Origin of the sequence: Mesorhizobium sp. Root695 (assembly GCF_001428185.1) — a bacterium.
Taxonomy (GTDB): domain Bacteria; phylum Pseudomonadota; class Alphaproteobacteria; order Rhizobiales; family Rhizobiaceae; genus Mesorhizobium.
This window is the reverse complement of record NZ_LMHO01000046.1, coordinates 75,022-92,955: the sequence shown is the minus strand read 5'-3', so window position 1 is coordinate 92,955 and position 17,934 is coordinate 75,022. Positions and strand designations below refer to the sequence as shown.

Annotated in this window: 18 protein-coding genes; 6 read left to right on the top strand and 12 right to left on the bottom strand. The window is 60.1% G+C overall.

Going from position 1 to position 17,934, the window contains the following annotated elements; genetic code table 11:
- The first annotated feature begins 129 nt into the window (after positions 1-129).
- Positions 130-357: a DUF488 domain-containing protein gene (locus ASD99_RS35385; RefSeq protein WP_320410791.1), complete on the top strand. Its 228-nt coding sequence runs from the start codon at positions 130-132 to the stop codon at positions 355-357.
- A 106-nt stretch (positions 358-463) separates the two neighbouring features.
- On the opposite strand, the gene ASD99_RS30785 is transcribed toward ASD99_RS35385, so the two are convergent.
- The 3 genes from ASD99_RS30785 to ASD99_RS30765 form a co-directional block, all read right to left on the bottom strand.
- Complete coding sequence (locus tag ASD99_RS30785) at positions 464-1,024, bottom strand: nucleoside-diphosphate kinase (protein ID WP_057145945.1); 561 nt, start codon at positions 1,022-1,024, stop codon at positions 464-466.
- Between the two features lie 162 nt (positions 1,025-1,186).
- Positions 1,187-1,651 carry a nucleoside diphosphate kinase regulator gene (gene rnk, locus ASD99_RS30780; protein WP_056583189.1) on the bottom strand — a complete coding sequence of 155 codons (465 nt, stop codon included), beginning with the start codon at positions 1,649-1,651 and terminating at the stop codon, positions 1,187-1,189.
- Positions 1,652-2,279: 628 nt separating this feature from the next.
- Positions 2,280-2,663, bottom strand: a complete 384-nt coding sequence (locus tag ASD99_RS30765) for an XRE family transcriptional regulator (RefSeq protein ID WP_244497970.1) — start codon at positions 2,661-2,663, stop codon at positions 2,280-2,282.
- A gap of 237 nt (positions 2,664-2,900) precedes the next feature.
- Here ASD99_RS30765 and ASD99_RS30760 point away from each other — a divergent pair, with 237 nt between their 5' ends.
- Positions 2,901-3,419, top strand: a complete 519-nt coding sequence (locus ASD99_RS30760; RefSeq protein WP_156389120.1) for a hypothetical protein — start codon at positions 2,901-2,903, stop codon at positions 3,417-3,419.
- 11 nt (positions 3,420-3,430) lie between these two features.
- Positions 3,431-4,129: a CBS domain-containing protein gene (locus tag ASD99_RS30755; RefSeq protein ID WP_056583182.1), complete on the top strand. Its 699-nt coding sequence runs from the start codon at positions 3,431-3,433 to the stop codon at positions 4,127-4,129.
- Here the strand turns inward: ASD99_RS30755 and ASD99_RS33810 are convergent.
- Positions 4,114-4,485: a hypothetical protein gene (locus ASD99_RS33810; RefSeq protein ID WP_156389119.1), complete on the bottom strand. Its 372-nt coding sequence runs from the start codon at positions 4,483-4,485 to the stop codon at positions 4,114-4,116. The two genes, ASD99_RS30755 and ASD99_RS33810, sit on opposite strands and share 16 nt — an antisense overlap.
- A 47-nt stretch (positions 4,486-4,532) precedes the next feature.
- Between ASD99_RS33810 and ASD99_RS30745 the strand changes: the two genes are divergently transcribed.
- Together ASD99_RS30745 and ASD99_RS30740 are read left to right on the top strand one after the other, a co-directional pair.
- Positions 4,533-4,760 (top strand): DUF3470 domain-containing protein, encoded by a 228-nt coding sequence (locus ASD99_RS30745; RefSeq protein WP_413813970.1) that lies wholly within the window; start codon positions 4,533-4,535, stop codon positions 4,758-4,760.
- A 4-nt stretch (positions 4,761-4,764) separates the two neighbouring features.
- Positions 4,765-6,780 (top strand): hydantoinase/oxoprolinase family protein, encoded by a 2,016-nt coding sequence (locus ASD99_RS30740; protein ID WP_057145937.1) that lies wholly within the window; start codon positions 4,765-4,767, stop codon positions 6,778-6,780.
- A 195-nt stretch (positions 6,781-6,975) separates the two neighbouring features.
- Here ASD99_RS30740 and ASD99_RS33805 read toward each other — a convergent pair whose 3' ends face one another.
- The 4 genes from ASD99_RS33805 to ASD99_RS30725 form a co-directional block, all read right to left on the bottom strand.
- Positions 6,976-7,287, bottom strand: coding sequence for a hypothetical protein (locus ASD99_RS33805; RefSeq protein WP_156389118.1), 312 nt, complete (start codon positions 7,285-7,287; stop codon positions 6,976-6,978).
- Between the two features lie 610 nt (positions 7,288-7,897).
- Positions 7,898-8,338 (bottom strand): CBS domain-containing protein, encoded by a 441-nt coding sequence (locus ASD99_RS30735; RefSeq protein WP_057145936.1) that lies wholly within the window; start codon positions 8,336-8,338, stop codon positions 7,898-7,900.
- Between the two features lie 90 nt (positions 8,339-8,428).
- Positions 8,429-10,162: a molybdopterin-dependent oxidoreductase gene (locus tag ASD99_RS30730; protein WP_056583171.1), complete on the bottom strand. Its 1,734-nt coding sequence runs from the start codon at positions 10,160-10,162 to the stop codon at positions 8,429-8,431.
- A 23-nt stretch (positions 10,163-10,185) separates the two neighbouring features.
- Positions 10,186-10,401: a DUF2945 domain-containing protein gene (locus ASD99_RS30725; RefSeq protein WP_057145935.1), complete on the bottom strand. Its 216-nt coding sequence runs from the start codon at positions 10,399-10,401 to the stop codon at positions 10,186-10,188.
- 208 nt (positions 10,402-10,609) lie between these two features.
- Here ASD99_RS30725 and ASD99_RS30720 point away from each other — a divergent pair, with 208 nt between their 5' ends.
- On the top strand, positions 10,610-11,173 hold the full coding sequence (locus tag ASD99_RS30720) for a DUF488 family protein (RefSeq protein ID WP_056583167.1): 564 nt from the start codon (positions 10,610-10,612) through the stop codon (positions 11,171-11,173).
- Positions 11,174-11,284: 111 nt separating this feature from the next.
- Here the strand turns inward: ASD99_RS30720 and pgm are convergent, their stop codons facing one another.
- The 4 genes from pgm to tal all read right to left on the bottom strand — a co-directional run bounded on the left by pgm (position 11,285) and on the right by tal (position 17,925).
- Entirely contained in the window at positions 11,285-12,946 is a 1,662-nt protein-coding gene (pgm, locus tag ASD99_RS30715) for a phosphoglucomutase (alpha-D-glucose-1,6-bisphosphate-dependent) (protein ID WP_082583474.1), read from the bottom strand.
- A gap of 10 nt (positions 12,947-12,956) precedes the next feature.
- A complete protein-coding gene (tkt, locus tag ASD99_RS30710; RefSeq protein WP_057145934.1) occupies positions 12,957-15,068 on the bottom strand; it encodes a transketolase in 2,112 nt (703 codons plus the stop codon).
- A gap of 104 nt (positions 15,069-15,172) precedes the next feature.
- Positions 15,173-16,831: a glucose-6-phosphate isomerase gene (gene pgi / locus ASD99_RS30705; protein WP_413813969.1), complete on the bottom strand. Its 1,659-nt coding sequence runs from the start codon at positions 16,829-16,831 to the stop codon at positions 15,173-15,175.
- Positions 16,828-17,925, bottom strand: coding sequence for a transaldolase (tal, locus tag ASD99_RS30700; protein WP_057145932.1), 1,098 nt, complete (start codon positions 17,923-17,925; stop codon positions 16,828-16,830). The genes pgi and tal overlap by 4 nt, the downstream gene beginning before the upstream one ends.
- Positions 17,926-17,934 lie beyond the last annotated feature (9 nt).

Genomic DNA, 17,934 nt, shown 5'->3' with positions numbered 1-17,934 from the left:
GGTTGACATCAGGATCGTCCGACGATCGGGGCGAACCCGTGGTTCAATAGCGAGGTGCAGCCGGAATGCCTGGCAGCGTTCGGGATAGGATATGAGCACATTGCCGAGCTTGGCGGCCTGTGCGGCTAGGTGCACGACATTCCACCGACGCTCAACGCATTCTGGATCAACCAGAGTTTTCACAACTATGCCGACTACGCGCTGTCGGTGGAGTTTCATTGCCGCCCGGACCGGCTTGTGTCCCTCGGCAGGCAGCGGCGATGCGCCGTCATGTGCGCGGAAACGCTCTGGTGGCGCTGTCACAGAAGGATCGTCGCGGGCTATCTCCTTAGCCGCGCGAGTCCGTTTTTCATCTGATGGGCCATGACAAGGTCGAGCCGGCGAACCTCACCGGCGGTGTGAAAGCAAGACCCTACGGAACGCTTGTCTACCCGCCTTCACAGCCTTCGGGATAGACGAGCACTCAGGCGGCCGACGGACCCGGGTCGTCGAACCCGGTGTCGAATGTCGCCACAACCTTGTTGTCCGCTTTGTCCTGCAGCTCATCGGAACGATGGACGACGCGCAGAACCGGGCCGCCCAGCCGCGATGGGGCCGACGCTGCATTCCCAGTTAGCTTCAATCTCTCGCGCCTCGCGGCTTCTGGCTGATAGACCACTTCATGCACGGTCAGCGTTTCAAGGCTGCCGTCCGCGGCCGGAATGGTTACGGACTGACCTTCGGCCAGGCCGAGCAGCGCCAGGCCTCGCGGATTGGTGATCGGCAAAAGCATGCCAACCAAACCGCGCATCTCGTCATGTGCGACGATGCGTGTTTCGGCAGGGCCGTCGTTTACCCGATAAGCCACGCGGGTGCTGAGTGTCACGACAGTTGCCGGGATGTCTTCCCGAAACATTACAACCGCGCTCGAAATTTTTCGTTGAAGGATCGCCGAGAAGGTATCGCCGCGGGGATGGCGCTCCTGCATCACTTCAAGAATCGTGTAGTCCTTGGTGGTCAGTTGGCAGCTTTCGATAGTGGGCATGGTGCGTCTCCAAGCCGGACCCGTGAAAGGGATCCGGCGTCAAGCATTTGATCGGATGTGGAAAACTACCCCTGTGCCGGACCTGGATAGGCCGGCGCAGGGGTCAGACTCCCGCGATCAGGCTGCCCGAGTGATTGAGGAGACGGATGGAAACGCCCATGTCTAGGCGTCCGCCGCGATCGCCGAAGACGCTGGTGTGCGCCGATCGACTGCATCGCCTTCGGCAGCGGGTTGGCCCACGGCAAGCACCGACAGTTCGTGCCGGCGCCCATCGCGCGCGGCCCACATGATCGACTGTCCGGCCGAGAGGCCGATCAGGGCCGTGCCTATCGGCGTGAGGACTGAAACCTTGCCTTCGGAGATATCCGCGTCGCCAGGAAAAACCAGCGTGACTGTTTTGGCATTGCCAGTATCGGGCTTGAACGTCACCGTCGAACCCATCTGGACGGTGCCGGCGGAGACCCAACCATCGGCGACGATACGTGCCCGCTCGAGTTCGGCGAGCAGTTCATCGGAGGCCTCCGGATTGCGCGCGGCCACGGTGCTCGCAACTGCCGACAGACGCGTATGGTCCGACTGTGAAATGCGGATGTTCGGCTTGCGCCGGGTTTTCGTGTTATCTTGCATTTGAATACTCGTGCTTCTGCTCGGACCAGCCGCCCGCCAAGGGTGCTGGAATCGAGCCAATTCGTGAAAATCTTGATGGAACGCCGATGCTCCGGAGGCTTGAGGCCCTGCGGAACCATCCCATGTGGGTAAACGCACCGCCCCTCGGCTCGGGGCGCGCATGGCAGCCGAGCCGGGGGCTACATTCCCGCTATGGGGCAAACCCGGAAAAGAAAATCGCGACGAATTTTGACTGCGGCGTTCATAGCACCATAGTTGGTGAAGCAATCCGGGAAGTCAAGTCGGCCACTTCGATGCAGCTTGGCGGGTATCAATCCTAAACTAGTCAGAGTGAGTGCGAAGCAACGTTCTTATCACCAGCTCTCGTCCGACCCTGTTTATCCCGGTCCCGCCCGGTCTTTCTTCAGCCAATCCGAGAAAGACAAGACGTTCGGCCAAGGCTTTCGATAGAGATGGGTAGGGTCCTCGGTTCATTCGCTTGAGTGCCGTCTGCTCCTCCTTGGTGAGATCGCCCCAGATAACCGTCATGAGGGCCACCTCCCTTGTGTGCACATCAAGCCGATGCCGATCCTGGATTGTCCAGCGACGGGCTGCGACCATGAATTCATTGAGCCCGAAGGCCTTGGGCCTATGGAACGGCATCTATACCGACAATGCCGCCTTCATTCTCCAGAACGCCGATCCGCTTGACGTCCGAGCGGTTGAGTTTCAGGCGAACGCCGATACCGCCGCCGTTCTCGGCGATGAAAACGGCGCCGGCGCTTTCAAGCGCGGTTTGCAGCGTGTCGCATATCTCACGGTCAGGAAGGCTGATCCGGCGCTCGAATTCTTCGACGACCAACGCATCCACGCCTGAATTGCCGGCGAGCTTATCACGGGTCCATTCGACCAGCGCGCGAGCGGCACGGCATTGAGCCCCAGTGATCATCATAAAATCTCCTGCTACCGTTTTCGGGGCCGAAATCACCGCTTGCTGAAAGCCAGGACACTCCGGGTACGCAGCCTCATCCAATCAAAAATGCACATCGAATCCGAAAAGGGAAGGGCTGCGCCACTCACCGCAATCGAAATCCTGATGCAAAATAATTGGGCCGAAGCGGCAATAAATTTCGTTTGTCTTGCATGTAAGGATCAGTGAAGCTCGCGCGTAGCGAAATTGACCGATTGGGTGCCAGCCAGCAGGTTTCAACGCTAGGGGAACTCTTGGCGATATCGCGCGAAGGGCACCTTGAGGTCGGCGATGATGATAATGGACAGGCTTGAACACGATTTCGGCAGAATACTTTCCGGCTCGGACATACGGCGTCATGTGGTCGGTCGAAGGGTATCTGCCAATCGCCTTGACGCAGACGGCATCCCAATCGCACCTGCGGATGACAGCCCTCTCACAACGCGGCTGCGCGAGGAACTGCTCCTGCAAGCACAGACCCGGCTGCCGATCACCTATGCAAGACTGGCCGAGAGCATGGTTGGTTCGGAAGCAACAGGCGTGATCCGTGGTGCACTCGAACAACTGATGGACGACGATGCGGACGAAGGCCTGCCATTGCTTGCGGCTGTTGCCGTGAAGTCGCTCGATCCCGGTTTGCCCGCTCCCTGGTTCTTCCGGAAAGCCAAGGACATCGGGCTTTTCGTTGGCGATCCGGTCGATCTGGAAGCCTATGCTTTCCATGCAAGGGAGTTCTATCGCGCGATCCATCTCCATGCTGGCAACGGGCAAGGCTCTGGAGCGACCTTGCCGCCGGTACTGCCGCCTGCAAGCAGGTGAAGGAGAACGAAATGCTGATCGCCAAGGACGTCATGACGTCACCGGTCATCGCGGTGGGGCCGGACAGTACGGTGGACGAGGTCGCCGATGTTCTCCTGTCGCACGGGATCAGCGCCGTGCCAGTGATCGATCGAGGTGCGCTGCTGGGCATCGTCAGTGAAGGCGACCTGATCCGCCGGGTCGAGATCGGTACGGCGCTGCGGGGTTGTTCCTGGTGGCTTCGGTTTTTCACCAACAACGCGGCTCAGGCGCAAGGCTATCTCAAGTCTCATTCCGAGCATGTGATCGATGTCATGACACAGCAGGTTGCGACGGTGGTCGAGAGTACGCCAGTCGTCGAGATCGCAACCCTGCTTGAACACAATCGGATCAAGCGTGTCCCCGTGCTTCGCGACGGACAGGTGGTGGGGATCGTCAGCCGCGCGAGCCTGGTGCGGGCCCTTGTCGTCGCCAGGAAAGGTTGGCGCGCTCCGGTCTCGTATGACGACAGCACTATCAGGTTGGAGATTATTGACGCCCTGCGATCCGAATCATGGCCCTCGACGGGAAGTTCGGACGTGACTGTTACCAACGGCGTGGTCACCTTCTGGGGAGCCTACCTGTCGGAGCAGGAGCGGAAAGCCTCACTCATCCTTGCTGAAAACACCGCTGGCGTACGGGGTATCGATGATCACCGCATTCCGCTCGATATGACCTACGGCGTGGTCTGAAGGGCCGGATGAGCGCTGGACCAGCCCCTGATACAGACAGTCCAATTCCCGACGAGCAGATTAGACAACTCGTCGATTCCTTCTGCGGCAAGATCCGAGCCGACGCCGATCTCGGGCCGATTTTCGAGCGCCTCGTTTTCGGCGATCGGGAAACGCATCTGGCGAAGATGTCCGATTTCTGGTCCTCGGTCATGCTGACCACTAGGTACGACAGGAAAAGTCTCGTCGCGGTTCGCAAGCACATGTGTGAGTTTGAGATCGGTCTGCTCGACCGGTGCCTCGTCTTGTTTGGCGACAGTTGCGACGAATTTATGGACAGCGAGACTGCCGGGCTCTGTTGGCTGAAGGCCGCTCACGTCGCCGAAAGTCTGAAGCTGTTCTTGTTCGATCGCCCTGACCGTCCATGGCTGAGAAACGCCGCATGACGTTCGTGGTCACCGACAATTGCATCAGCTGCAAAATTCCCACCGCGCCAGATCTCCACGATTGGCTCGCGCTGAACGCCGAGTACGCGTCTGTATGGCCTAATATTGCGATCAAGCGTGATCAACCCGCCGACGCCAACGCGTTCGACGGCGAAGCAAACAAGCTCGCGAGATATTTCTCGCCGAGACCCAGGTTGGGCGACTGATAAAATGAACACATATACGCATCAGCCGTCGCCTCTGTATCTGGGCATCGACACCGGCGGCACCTACACCGATGCCGTGCTGTGGTCGGAATCCACAGGCATCGTGGCCAAGGCCAAATCGCTGACCACGCGGCACGATCTTGCCGAGGGCATCGCCGGCGCCGTCGACGCTGTTTTGTCCGAGACTGCCATCGAACCCAGCGCGATCAAACTCGTCTCGATGTCGACAACGCTCGCAACCAACGCCCTCGTCGAAGGGCAGGGCGGACGGGTCGCCCTCGTGATGATCGGCTTCGCTGAAGCCGATCTTGCCCGGAACGGATTGTCAAAAGCCCTCGGCTCCGATCCCGTGATCTTTTGCCCAGGCGGACATGACGTCCATGGCGATCCGCGTGAGCTGGTTCTGGACGCTCTCGTGGCTGTGCTGCCGTCCCTCGCCGACACGGTTTCAGGCGTTGCCGTGGCCTCTTATTTTGCCGTTCGCAATCCCGAACATGAGATCGCGGTACGTGACGTCATCCGAGAGCGTACCGGGCTTCCGGTGACCTGTTCGCACGAACTGTCGTCGAAACTCGGAGGCCCGCGTCGGGCGCTTACGACGCTTCTCAATGCGCGACTGATCTCGATGATCGATCGTCTTGTCGACGCCACCGAGGGCTTTCTGGCAAGACGCGGGATCGTCGCTCCGCTCATGGTCGTGCGCGGCGACGGCGCGCTTGTCACCGCAGAATTCGCCCGCGCCCGGCCGATCGAGACCATCCTGTCAGGACCGGCGGCAAGCCTGGTGGGAGCGCGATACATGACCGGCCTCGATGACGCCGTGGTGTCCGACATCGGCGGCACCACCACCGACATCGCCGTTCTGGACGGCGGCCGCCTGCGGCTCGATCCGGAAGGCGCCACCGTCGGCGAAATGCGAACCATGGTGGAAGCAGTCGACATGCGCACCTTTGGTCTCGGTGGAGATTCGGAAGTCTCGCTTCATGAGCGGTCGCTGACTTCGACGATCGTCCTCGGGCCCCGTCGGTTCGTGCCGCTGGCGCTCGCCGCGGTGAAGCACGACGATGCCATATACAAGGGCCTCAGGCGGCAATTGCTCAGCCCCAACACGAGTCGGCTGGATGGCCGTTTCGCGTTGCGAATAGGTGTACCCGAGCGTCTGGCTGCAGGCCTGACGGTTACCGAGGCAAGGCTCTATGCTGACATTTCGGCAATTCCCGCCGCGCTCGATCGGCTGCTGGTATCGACGTCACAGGTCGCGACACTCAATCGCCTGGTCGCGCGCGGTCTGGTGCATATCGTGGGCTTCACGCCATCCGACGCGGCTCATGTGCTAGGCCGGCAAGCGAACTGGGATCCTGTCGCGGCTCGACTGGGCGCCGAACTGTTCGCACGCAAGCGCGACGGCCAGGGGCATCGTGTAGCCGAAGGCGCGGAAGCTTTTTCCGAGATGGTTCTCACCGCGGTGACCCGGCGTTCGGCCGAAGCCATTCTTGAAACAGTCTTTGCCGAAGACGGACTGGATGGCGGTGTCTCCGTTGCCAATCCGCTGGTTCAGCGGGCGGTTGGCCGACGTGGCGGCATGGCGCGGCTGACGATCGCACTCGACCGGCCGGTGATCGGCCTTGGGGCGTCAGCATCTCTCCACTATGCCGGTCTACCGCGGTTGATCGGTAATGACTGCATCATCGCCGAACACGCTGACGTCGCAAATGCGCTGGGCGCCGTCGTAGGACAGGTGCGGATGTCTGCGGAAGCGCGCGTCAGCCAGCCAGAGATCGGGCTTTTTCGTCTCAATTCAGGCCAGCGGCTGGACGACTATGACACCGAAGACGAAGCGATGGCTGCCGGCGAAGCCCACATTCGCGCCTTGGCGGCAGGTCTTGCCGAGCGCGCCGGGACCGATCAGGCGCGGATCGAGATCGCACGGGACATCAGGATTGCAACAATTGAAGGGGAACGCAGCTTCATCGAAGCCATCATTGTCGCGACTGCCACCGGACGGCCGAGGATCGCGTGATGACGCAGCTAGGTCCAATCTCGGCTATGACAACTCGTCGGCTGACACGGGAACCTCGGATTGGAAACCGGGAACTGTTGGGCCGATCGAACTCCAAAACGACAAAAAACTGGAATCGGCCGACCGTACTTTCTGACCATGGAATATCTCGTTCTTGGAAAGAAAGAAGTGTCGTTCGGATGAATGTTAGAACCTCTATTCAAATTGCTGTTTACTGCAAACTTCTTGCAGTCGGCCAGCAATATCATTCGTTTGTCTGGGCCAAAAGCGCAATGCAATGGTCGGGCCCGCCACCACAATTTGCGTCGTGCGTACCCCTTTGAACGGCCAAGCCGACGGCGGCAGGACCATGCTTAAGGAAGCGACAAGATGACGGCATTGGAATTTCCGGGCCCAGGCTTCACCGTATAACAATGGGAACGCCTTGCAGCTCTGGCGACCTAGCTGAAGCCCGGCCAGGCGCTGTGGATCAGCGGCTATCTCGCCGGCATCGATCACGGCGCGCACGCGCTTTTCGGAGACATCGCTTCTCCATCAGCATCCACCCGGTGTCGGTCGCGCCGCTGGCGATTGCCTCGTGATCGCTGACGATCCTGTTCGGCGGCGAGACCGGCAACAGTTCCGACCTCGCCAAGACTATCATCGATAATCTTGTCCTGTCCGGACGCGGGTCGAGCAAGGAAACCCGACACGTCGACTGTCGCTGACTGGCTCGGGACTCGCATTCGAACCTGGCGACGCACTCGGCGTCAGGGCGCGCAAATATCCGGCTTTGGTCGAAATGGTGTTGGACACGCTGTCCCTCGGCGGTTTTCGGCAAGCGAATCCTCCTCGGCCGAGGTCTCCTGCCCGCGGTTCACGAGGCAGCGGATCGGCTCGTTTGAGACGTCGACGCATAACTACAATCCCGCGCATCCGCACGGACCACAGACTGAAGGAGGCATTGGCGCACCTCCAACTGCGGACACGGGCGCCGCCGGTATCAGATCATGACGATCACCCGGCTTTGACGCCGCCGAAGGAAAAGCCCAGCAACAGCGTAAAAGATGCGATCATGACAAAGGTGCAGGCAAACACACTGCTCCTTCCAGGCAGAGAAGGATGAGAGAAAAGGTCACTATCGGTAACCGACCCCCGATATGTAATCGCGGAGAAGTTCATCTTCGTTCTCAGATTCGCCCAGTAGTGCTTGCAGTGCATCTCGTGTGTAAATAATGCCGATTGGCTTTTGTCCCGCGTCGAGAACCGGAATGCGCTGAAGACCCCGTTCATTCATCACCGTCCACACATTAAGAAGCCCCTCATTCTCTCGGCAATAGGTAACATCGCGCGTCATGATGCTGTCTATGCTGGCCGTACAACCGAATCCGAGACACTGACTGATCTGACCAACAATGTCGGTCTTTGTAACGACGCCGACCATGTTCCCTCGCTCACACACCACAACGAGGTCGGTGTGCGGCTTGGACATCATTTTGGCCGCTTCTTTAATCTGAGCCTTTGCTTCGATTACCGCGAGCCGCTCGAACGCGCGTGGCAACATCTTCTCGACCAACATCGTTCCTATTCCTGTGAAATCGCTTTGGCGTCAAAATCCGTGGGCGCTCAGGATCGTCCGTAGGGCAACAGCGCCCGTTATTATCGCCGATCAAATCGGCATGCGATAGCCGTAGAACTCATGATCCTCATTGTAACCGCCCTGTCCCGCGCCAAGGTCGGCGAAATCGCGAACAAACTCGATCGCTGCGACCCATTTGACCATCTTGAAACCCAACTCGTTTTCGCATCTGAGCCGCAAGGGCGCACCGTGCAGCACGCTGACGGGCGCTCCGTTCATCTCATAGGCCAGGATGGTCAGCGAGTGACACATGTTCTCGATCTTATGGACGTCATAGTAGCGCCCTCCGTCAGCGCCGTCAGCCAATGAGTAGAACACCGCGTAGCGTGCGTCGGGCGTCGGCTTCACCAGACTCAGTATATCTCGCATGGGTACACCGCCCCATTCGGCCACGCCGGACCAGCCCTGGATGCAGAAGTGCGTTGTGATCTGTGCCTGCTTCGACATTGCCTTGAGGTCGGATAGGGAGAATTCCCGCGGCGCGGCGACAAGACCGCTGACGCGAAGCCTGTAGCTGGTGAAGTTCTCAGCAACGAGGTCGTCGAATTCCTTGGAATTCGGCATCGTCCCGTTCGGCCAGAAGTAGGGGGAAATGTCCTTCTTTGTGAGTTGCGAACGCGGGTCCCAACCTTCGGCCAATCCCATGATCCAGCCAATCATGAACGCTCCGACGCGCTGTACCAGCCGGGCGTACCGGATGGTGAAGGGCGACACCACAAGCCAGGTGCTGAGCAGGATGCCCATCGCAAGGAGAAACAGCGGGAATCCTGACCAAGAGGCGTTGTCGACGCCGGCGAACATGTGGTTGGTGTTCTGCCTGATGCCGGTGACGAAAACCATGGCGCCATGCGCCAGGATGAAAGCCACGAACCAGGCGAATGAGATGAAGTGAACGGAGCGCATCGCCTGCCGATTGAACACCCTGCCGAACCACCCGAGCGCATTGGAGATTGCCGGACTTTGCATCAGCCCGGTGGCAATCGAGAGGGGCGCCGCGATGAATACGGTGATGAAATAGCTGAGCTGCTGCAGGCCGTTGTAGCGGGTCCAGCCTTCGTCGACCGGAAAGTTCAGCGAGGCATACTGGATCGCTGTCGACATCGCGGCCGGAAACACCTCCCAGGTCAGCGGCACCAACCTGCGCCATTGGTCGGTGGAGAACAGCAGGGCATAAAAGGCGATGCCGTTGATCAGCCACAGCAGGTTGATTGAAAAATGCCACCAGCGCGACAGCCCAAGGGTATGACGCAGGCCGGGAATACCGAGCCAGGTCGGCAGTGTGACGGAGTCGTCCTTGGCCGTCCAAATCCGGTCCTTCGGCACCGGAACCTGGAACCGGAACCAGTCGGTTCCCGGCGTGCAATCCCGCCCCCAATAAAGCCGGGGATGGTCGGCCAGGATCTGTAGGCCGGCCCGCATGATGAATAGCATGAAGAACATGTTCAGGAAGTGCTGCAGTTGCAGCCACCATGGGAAGCCCGCGTCCACCGCAGCCGCGGACTGAGGGATGCCGGGGTTCTGTCGGATGAACACTTCCACCATCGGCAGTTCACGCAGACTTTGAGCCAGCGCGATCAGGCAAAGCAGCGCCGCGGCGGCGATTGGAAGGCTCCATAAGGTGTTGATCCAGCGACGCCCGATCCTGATCCTGGGCGCTATCCCTTTCTGCGGCGGCATCCAGCGATTGAGGAAGATGCGGTCGTCGGCGTCGCTCAGACTGGCGCGGAGCGGCTCGGTCGTAGGCGGCTGCAGAGAGTTTGGCATCAGCCAGTCGCTTTCTGATGGCGTCAGCCGCGAAGTTTGCTGAGCGCCGAGGCCTTGTGGAATGCGACATGGTCGGTCTTGTCGCTTTTGATTTCGTACTGCGGTGTCTCGGCGCTGGCGTGGTGAATGTAGCCCTCGACCTCGAAATTGCGCCTATGCACGCGAACGATCGTTCCGCTGACCCGCCCGGCCTCGGAATTCCAAGTCACGTTTTCGCCAACCTTGAATTTGTCGGTCATGGTGTTTCTCCTTGTCCCTGGCGATCGTCTGAACGTCCCGCTGGAGGTTTTCGTCGGCCGTCAGGCACTTAAATTGCACCGACTACCGCAACAACCCTCGCTATCGATGTCGGTTCCGTAGAAACTAGCGGACGTAGCAGAAACGACACTTTTGATTTCGAAACCATCGCTTGTCATAGGCAGACGCAGGCGCCTTGATGCTGGAGCCATGACCAACACTTTTTTCACGATAGGCCACTCCACGAGGACGATCGACGAATTTGCTGACCTTCTTCAGCAAGAAGGCATCAGACTCGTTGTTGATGTGAGAGCGATGCCGAGATCGCGCACCAATCCCCAGTTCAACGGGCTGGGCTTGCCGGCAACATTGGCGCCGTGGCAGATCGGTTATGAGCATATAGCCGAGCTAGGCGGCCTTCGGGGAAAGACGCGCGGCGCGGAGCCTTCCCCCAACACATATTGGCGGGTCCGTAGCTTCCGCAACTATGCTGACTACGCTTTGACAGTGCCCTTCCAGCTTGGCTTTGCCCGCCTCCGGGAGCTAGGCGCCCAGCAGGTGTGCGCGATTATGTGTGCCGAAACAGTCTGGTGGCGATGCCACCGGCGGATCATCGCAGACTATCTCCTCGCAGCAGGCGAGCGTGTGATGCATATTCTCGGACCGTCGCATGTCGACGAGGCGCATTTGACACCTGGCGCCGTCGTTCGCGACGATGGAACGGTCCTATACCCGCCGAATTCGTCGCCGAACGTTGACGACGGCCACTCTTAGGCGCAGCGGAGGAGGACTGCTACGATGCCGCCCCTTTCATCGGGCTTTGCCGGGGCTGCTGCCAAATGAGGCGTGCCACAAGCCGCAGGGCCAGCGCAGCCGCCCGCCAATTCAGGTATCTCCGGCTGCACCAAGCGCATGATCGACGATCGTCTGGGCCTCGGAGAGGATGGCGCGCAGATGGTCCTGTCCGCGAAAACTCTCTCCGTAGATCTTGTAGATCTTCTCGGTGCCTGACGGGCGCGCGGCGAACCAGCCGTTTTCCGTGGCCACCTTGACGCCGCCGATTTCGGCATTGTTGCCCGGTGCCCGGCTGAACACCGACCGGATCGGTTCTCCAGCCAAGGTCTTCGACGTGATCTCATGCGGTGAAAGCTTCGACAGTTTCTCTTTTTGCGCTGGGGTTGCTGTTGCCTGGAGCCGGTCGGCGACGGGTTCGCCCAACGTCTTGGTCAAGTCGCGATAGACCTCGCCGGGATCGCGACCCATCCTTGCCGTGATCTCGGCCGACAGCAACGCCGGAACGATGCCATCCTTGTCGGTCGTCCAGACGGCGCCGTTGCGGCGCATGAACGTCGCACCAGCGCTTTCCTCGCCGCAAAAACCCAGCGAGCCGTCCTGAAGGCCCTCGGCGAACCATTTGAAACCGACCGGCACTTCATACAGTCTGCGCTTCAGCCTGGCGCTGACGCGATCTATCATCTGGCTGCTCACCACCGTCTTTCCCACGGCGGCGTCCTTGCGCCATTCAGCGCGATGCTGGAACAGGTAGTCAATCGCCACCGACAAGTAATGATTGGGCGGCAGCAACCCGGCGCTGCGCGTGACGATGCCGTGCCGGTCGTGATCGGTGTCGCATGCGAAAGCGATGTCGTATTGGTCCTTCAGCCTGATAAGGCCTCGCATCGCGTAGGATGAAGACGGGTCCATGCGGATCTGGCCATCCCAATCGACCGTCATGAAACGAAAGGTGGGATCGACCTGCCGATTGACGATGGTCAAGTCGAGCTTGTAGCGGTCGGCGATGGCTGGCCAGTAGTGGACACCCGCGCCGCCGAGCGGGTCGACGCCCATGCGGACATGCGCTTCGCGAATGGCATCCATGTCGATGACATTGCCGAGATCGTTCACGTAACTATTCAAGAAGTCGTGGGCATGGGTTGTCGGCGCGTGGAGGGCTTTCTCGAACGGCATCCGCCGCACATCTCTCAGGCCGCTGCCAAGCAACTCATTGGCCCGTTTTTCGATCCAGCCGGTAACATCGGTATCCGCCGGCCCGCCATTAGGCGGATTGTACTTGAAGCCGCCGTCGCCGGGTGGGTTGTGCGACGGCGTGACGACGATGCCATCGGCGAGTCCAGTCTTGCGGCCATTGTTGTAGTTGAGGATTGCATGCGAGACGGCCGGGGTGGGCGTATACTCGCCACCGGCCGCCATCATCACCTCCGCTCCGTTCGCGGCAAGCACCTCAAGGGCGCTCGCAAAGGCTGGTTCCGATAGCGCATGGGTGTCGATGCCGACGAATATGGGGCCGTCGATGCCCAGTCGCTTGCGGTAGAGGCAAATGGCCTGGCTGATTGCCAGCACATGCGCCTCGTTGAACGTGTTCTCAAACGCCGTGCCGCGATGCCCGGACGTGCCGAACGCAACCCGCTGCAAGGGGTTGGCAGGGTCCGGTACCTGGCAGTAATAGGCGGTGACGAGTTTGGCGACATTGACCAGCAGGTCGGGCGGGGCCGGCTTTCCGGCCAATGCACTGATTTTCATGGTCATGCTGGTCGCCTCATTCGGTTCGGGCAATCCCGACTTGTTTGATTGACCGGCGGCCGGCTATTTGCGCCTTGGCAGCCGCAACGACTTGTACCGGCTCGAATCCGAAGTGTTCTGAGACGACCTTTGATGGAGCGGACAGGCCGAAACTGTGCAGAGCGAGGATAGCACCGTCGAAACCCGTATAACGCTCCCATCCGAAACCGGATGCTTCTTCTACCGCAACCCGGGCTGTTATAGCGGGCGGCAGGACCGTCTCGCGATACTCCTTCGGTTGGCTTTCGAACAATTCCCATGACGGCATGCTGACGACGCGTGCCTTGATGCCCTCGACTTTCAGTTGCTCATATGCGGTCACGCAGAGCGCGACCTCACTGCCGGTCGCCAGCAGCAGGACATCGGGTTTGCCGTCGGGAGCATCGGCGAGTACATAGGCGCCCCGCGCCACGCCGACTGCGTTTGCATAGGTCGAGCGATCGAGCGTCGGCACCGCCTGTCGCGTCAGAACCAGGCAGACAGGCCTGTCCTTGAGATCCATGATGACCTTCCACGCCTCCACGACTTCGTTCGCGTCTGCCGGACGGAGGACAACCATGCCGGGCATGGCGCGGAACGAGGCAAGCTGTTCGATGGGCTGATGGGTTGGCCCGTCCTCGCCGAGACTGATGGAATCATGGGTCCAGATGGAGATCAGCGGGAGCTCCATCATTGAACTCAGTCTCAGCGCCGCGCGGCAATAGTCGGTGAAGATCAGGAAGCTGGAAACGAACGGCCGCAGCATCGACAGACTCATGCCGTTGCCGATGGCGCACATGGCATGTTCGCGCAGGCCGAAGTGGAAATTCCGCCCGCGGTAGCTGACGGCCTGTTCACCCTCGGGGGTCTGAAAGTCGCCGGCGAAATCGAATTCGAGGTTCGTCTTCGTTGACGGCGACAGGTCCGCCGCCCCACCCAGCAGCCATGGCATGTGTGCAGCAATGGCGTTCAACACCTGACCGGACGAATCGCGCGTCGCGAGGCCTTTCGCATCGGCTGAGAAGGCGGGCAACGTGGCGTCCCACCCGGAGGGAGCATCGCGTCGCTGCATCTGGTCGATCTGTTTGGCCAGGTCGGGATATTGCATCCGGTAAGCGGAAAACAATTTCCGCCAGGCGGCATGAGCGGCGTCCCCACGCTTGCCCATATGTGCGTGGAAATGCGCCGCGACCCCTTCCGGAACCTTGAAATCGGCGTCCGGGTCCCAGCCGTAGAATTCCTTAGTCAGCCGAACTTCTTCGGCGCCCAGTGGCTCTCCGTGAGCTTTGTTTGTGTCGTGCTTATGCGGCGCGCCATAACCGATATGGCTTTGAACGATGATCAGCGTGGGGCGGTCATGCGTATCGATGAACGTCTGATAAGCCTTGTCCAGCAACATCAGATCGTTTGCATCGCTTACCCGCTCGACATGCCATCCGTACGCGAGGAAGCGGGTTGCCACGTCTTCGGTGAAAGTAAGGCCAGTCGGCCCCTCGATGGTTATGTGATTGTCGTCGTAAACCCAGCAGAGGTTCGACAATCGGAGGTGTCCAGCCAGCGATGCCGCCTCGTTGCTGAGCCCTTCCATCATGTCGCCGTCACTGCACAGCGCATAGACGTTGTGCGAGAACAGATCATAATCGGGTCGATTGTAGGTGGCCGCCAGCCACCGTTCCGCAATTGCCATGCCGACGCTTGTTGCCGCACCTTGTCCGAGTGGCCCCGTGGTGGTTTCCACGCCCGAGGTCCAGCCATATTCGGGATGTCCCGTGCAATGGCTGCCTGCCTGGCGAAAACTCTTGAGATCGTCCAGCGTCACGGCAAGCCGGTCGCCCGATGGATAGCTCGCGCCCTTTGCCTTGACGCCGCACAGGTAGAGCAGGCTGTAGAGCAGGGCGCAGGCATGGCCGGCCGACAGCACGAAGCGGTCGCGGTTCGGCCAATCGGGGTCGGCAGGGTCGTAGCGAAGGAAGCGTTGCCACAGGCAATAGGCCATCGGCGCGGCATCCAGCGGCGTTCCGGGATGGCCGGATTTTGCTTTCTGGACCGCATCGATTGAAAGCATTCGCAGCGTGTTGATGCTGAGCTGGTCGAGTGGCACCTGTTTCATGGGGATCCTTTGATCGGATGTAGGCAACCCGATCGTCCAAGTGCTGGCTGGGTTGCGCCGCAGTATGTTGGTCGGGCCATAGGCGCGGCCGGGCTCACCGCCCTTTACTTCTTTCGTTTTTGGAACCGGCGATAGCGCTCGATCAAAGCGTTGGTCGAGCTGTCATGTCGGAGATTTGGGGTCTGGGAGGCTTCCAGTTCAGGGATTGTTTTCTCGGCCAGGGCCTTGCCCAGCTCAACGCCCCATTGGTCAAAAGAGTCGATGTTCCAGATGACGCCTTGCGTGAAGACGCTGTGCTCGTAGAGCGCGACCAGGCTGCCCAGCGTCCTTGGGGTCAGGCGTTCGGCAAGCAAGGTGTTGGTGGGGCGGTTGCCTTCGAAGGTGCGGTGCGGAACCAGCCAGTCCGGGGTCCCTTCGGCCCTGACCTCCTCTGGCGTCTTGCCGAAGGCCAGAGCCTCGGTTTGCGCGAAGAGATTTGCCATCAGGAGATCGTGGTGGCGTCCCAGCGGGTTCAATGCCCGACAAAGCCCGATGAAGTCGCATGGAACCAGTTTGGTGCCCTGGTGAATGAGTTGGTAGAAGGAATGCTGCCCGTTGGTGCCAGGTTCGCCCCAATAGATCGGCCCTGTCTGGTAATCGACTTTCGTACCGCCAAGCGTGACGTGCTTGCCATTGCTTTCCATCGTCAGTTGCTGGAGATAGGCGGGAAAACGCTTCAGATATTGCTCGTAGGGCAGCACCGCGACCGTCTGCGCCCCGAAGAAATTGGTGTACCAGACAGCGAGCAGGCCCATCAGGACCGGCAGGTTCCGATCGAACGGCGCGGTGCGGAAGTGCTGGTCCATGTCGTGGAAACCCGACAGCATCGCGTGGAAATTCTCCGCGCCGATGGCGAGCATGGTGGACAGGCCGACTGCTGAATCCATCGAATAGCGGCCGCCGTCCCAATCCCACATGCCAAACATCTGATTGGTGTCGATGCCGAACTCAGCGACCCCTTCGGTGTTGGTCGAGACGGCGACGAAATGCCGGGCCACCGCCTGATCGTCGCCTAACTTTCGCAGTACCCATTCACGTGCCGTATGGGCGTTGGTCAGCGTTTCCAATGTCTTGAACGTCTTCGAGCAGATGACGAACAGCGTTTCTTCAGGATTCAGATCCCGCGTCGCCTCCACGAAGTCGGTACCGTCGATGTTCGAGATGAAACGGAAAATGATGTCGCGCCGGCTGTAGTGCCGCAACGCTTCATAGGCCATGACCGGCCCGAGGTCCGAGCCGCCGATACCGATATTGATGACGTTGCGGATCGGCAGGCCAGTATGGCCGCGCCAAGTGCCGCGGTGGATCTTGTCCGTGAAATCGGCCATCTTGCCGAGCACCGCGTGCACTGCCGGCACGACGTCGATGCCATCGACCAAAATTTGCTCGCCGACAGGCGCGCGCAGTGCCGTATGAAGCACGGCGCGCCGCTCCGTCACATTGATCTTTTGCCCTTTGAACATCGCTTCGAGGCGCTCACGCAAGCTGCAAGCCTCGGCAAGTTGAATGAGAAGCTGGATCGTCTCAGCCGTGACGCGGTTTTTCGAATAGTCGAGATAAAGTCCGCAGGCGTCGATGGCGAAGCGCTTGCCACGCTGGGGATCGTCGGCGAAGAGCTGTCGCAGATGCAAAGGGCGTACTTCCTCGCAATGCGTCAGCAACGCCTTCCATGCTGGAAGTTTCGCGAGCGGCAACGTCCTGGCCGCGAGAGGCGCGCTCATCATCCGGTGGCCGAACCGTCGCGATGTAACTGCTCGCTCTTCGAGGCAATCACCGCCATCAGATCGGCCCATGATTTGGTGAAGGATTGCGCGCCTTCCAACTGGAGCTGCGCGGCAAGCGCCTGAATGTCGACGCCGGCTTTTGCAAAATCGCCAAGCACGGTTTCGCTGTCGCCGCCGTCCTCCCGCATGACGCCGCGCAACACACCCTCTTTCGAAAATGCATGGAGCGTCTTCTCCGGAATGGTGTTGATGGTAGCCGGCGCGGCGAGCGCTTCGATATAATAGGATTGCGGAAGCTTCGGATCCTTGGTCCCGGTACTTGCCCATAGCAGACGCTGGGAAAGTGCGCCGGCATCGGCCAGCTTGCGCCATCCGCTAGAGGCAAGCCGCTCCCGGTAGGCTTTATAGACTTGCCCGGATATGGCGATGCCGAGGCGGTTCCGCAGCGCTGGGCTAACCTTATCCATCACCGCCTTATCCCAGCGGCTGACGAAGATTGAGGCGACCGAGGCGATCTTCGGGTCGAGCCCGGCATCGATCCGGCGCTGAATTCCTCGGCAATACGCGTCGGCCGCCGCTAAGTACTGCTCGCACGAAAACAGCAGTGTGACATTCACAGGCACGCCGGCGAAGATCGATTCCTCTATGGCCTCGACGCCAGCCGGCGTGCCCGGAATCTTGATAAAGAGGTTGGAACAGTGCGCCTGCGCGTGCAATCGCTTGGCGGCCTCGACAGTGACGCCGGCATCGTTAGCCAGCAAAGGCGAAACTTCCAGCGAAACCCAGCCATCGATACCGCCCGTCGCTTCATGGACCGGCCCGAAGAGTGCCGCGGCCTGGGTCAGGTCTTCGAGCGCCAATTCGAAGAATAGCTGCTCGCCCGCTTTCCCTTCTCTGGCTTTTCGATGAAGGGCCTCGTCGTAAGCTGTGCTGTTTCTGATAGCCTCATCGAAAATCGTGGGGTTAGACGTCAATCCCGTCACCGAAAATTCGGTGCAATAGCGCTGAAGGGTGCCACTGCTCAGCAGGTCGCGGGTGATGTTGTCCAACCAGAGGCTTTGGCCGAGTTCGTGCAATCGGGTTGTTGCATTCATGGCGACCTC

Bases quoted from the DNA above. Each gene is read 5' to 3' on its own strand.
- ASD99_RS30785 (WP_057145945.1), bottom strand. From the start codon at position 1,024: ATGCCCACTATCGAAAGCTGCCAACTGACCACCAAGGACTACACGATT.
- rnk (WP_056583189.1), bottom strand. From the start codon at position 1,651: ATGCAAGATAACACGAAAACCCGGCGCAAGCCGAACATCCGCATTTCA.
- ASD99_RS30760 (WP_156389120.1), top strand. From the start codon at position 2,901: ATGGACAGGCTTGAACACGATTTCGGCAGAATACTTTCCGGCTCGGAC.
- ASD99_RS30755 (WP_056583182.1), top strand. From the start codon at position 3,431: ATGCTGATCGCCAAGGACGTCATGACGTCACCGGTCATCGCGGTGGGG.
- ASD99_RS30745 (WP_413813970.1), top strand. From the start codon at position 4,533: ATGGCTGAGAAACGCCGCATGACGTTCGTGGTCACCGACAATTGCATC.
- ASD99_RS30740 (WP_057145937.1), top strand. From the start codon at position 4,765: ATGAACACATATACGCATCAGCCGTCGCCTCTGTATCTGGGCATCGAC.
- ASD99_RS30735 (WP_057145936.1), bottom strand. From the start codon at position 8,338: ATGTTGGTCGAGAAGATGTTGCCACGCGCGTTCGAGCGGCTCGCGGTA.
- ASD99_RS30730 (WP_056583171.1), bottom strand. From the start codon at position 10,162: ATGCCAAACTCTCTGCAGCCGCCTACGACCGAGCCGCTCCGCGCCAGT.
- ASD99_RS30725 (WP_057145935.1), bottom strand. From the start codon at position 10,401: ATGACCGACAAATTCAAGGTTGGCGAAAACGTGACTTGGAATTCCGAG.
- ASD99_RS30720 (WP_056583167.1), top strand. From the start codon at position 10,610: ATGACCAACACTTTTTTCACGATAGGCCACTCCACGAGGACGATCGAC.
- pgm (WP_082583474.1), bottom strand. From the start codon at position 12,946: ATGACCATGAAAATCAGTGCATTGGCCGGAAAGCCGGCCCCGCCCGAC.
- tkt (WP_057145934.1), bottom strand. From the start codon at position 15,068: ATGAAACAGGTGCCACTCGACCAGCTCAGCATCAACACGCTGCGAATG.
- pgi (WP_413813969.1), bottom strand. From the start codon at position 16,831: ATGATGAGCGCGCCTCTCGCGGCCAGGACGTTGCCGCTCGCGAAACTT.
- tal (WP_057145932.1), bottom strand. From the start codon at position 17,925: ATGAATGCAACAACCCGATTGCACGAACTCGGCCAAAGCCTCTGGTTG.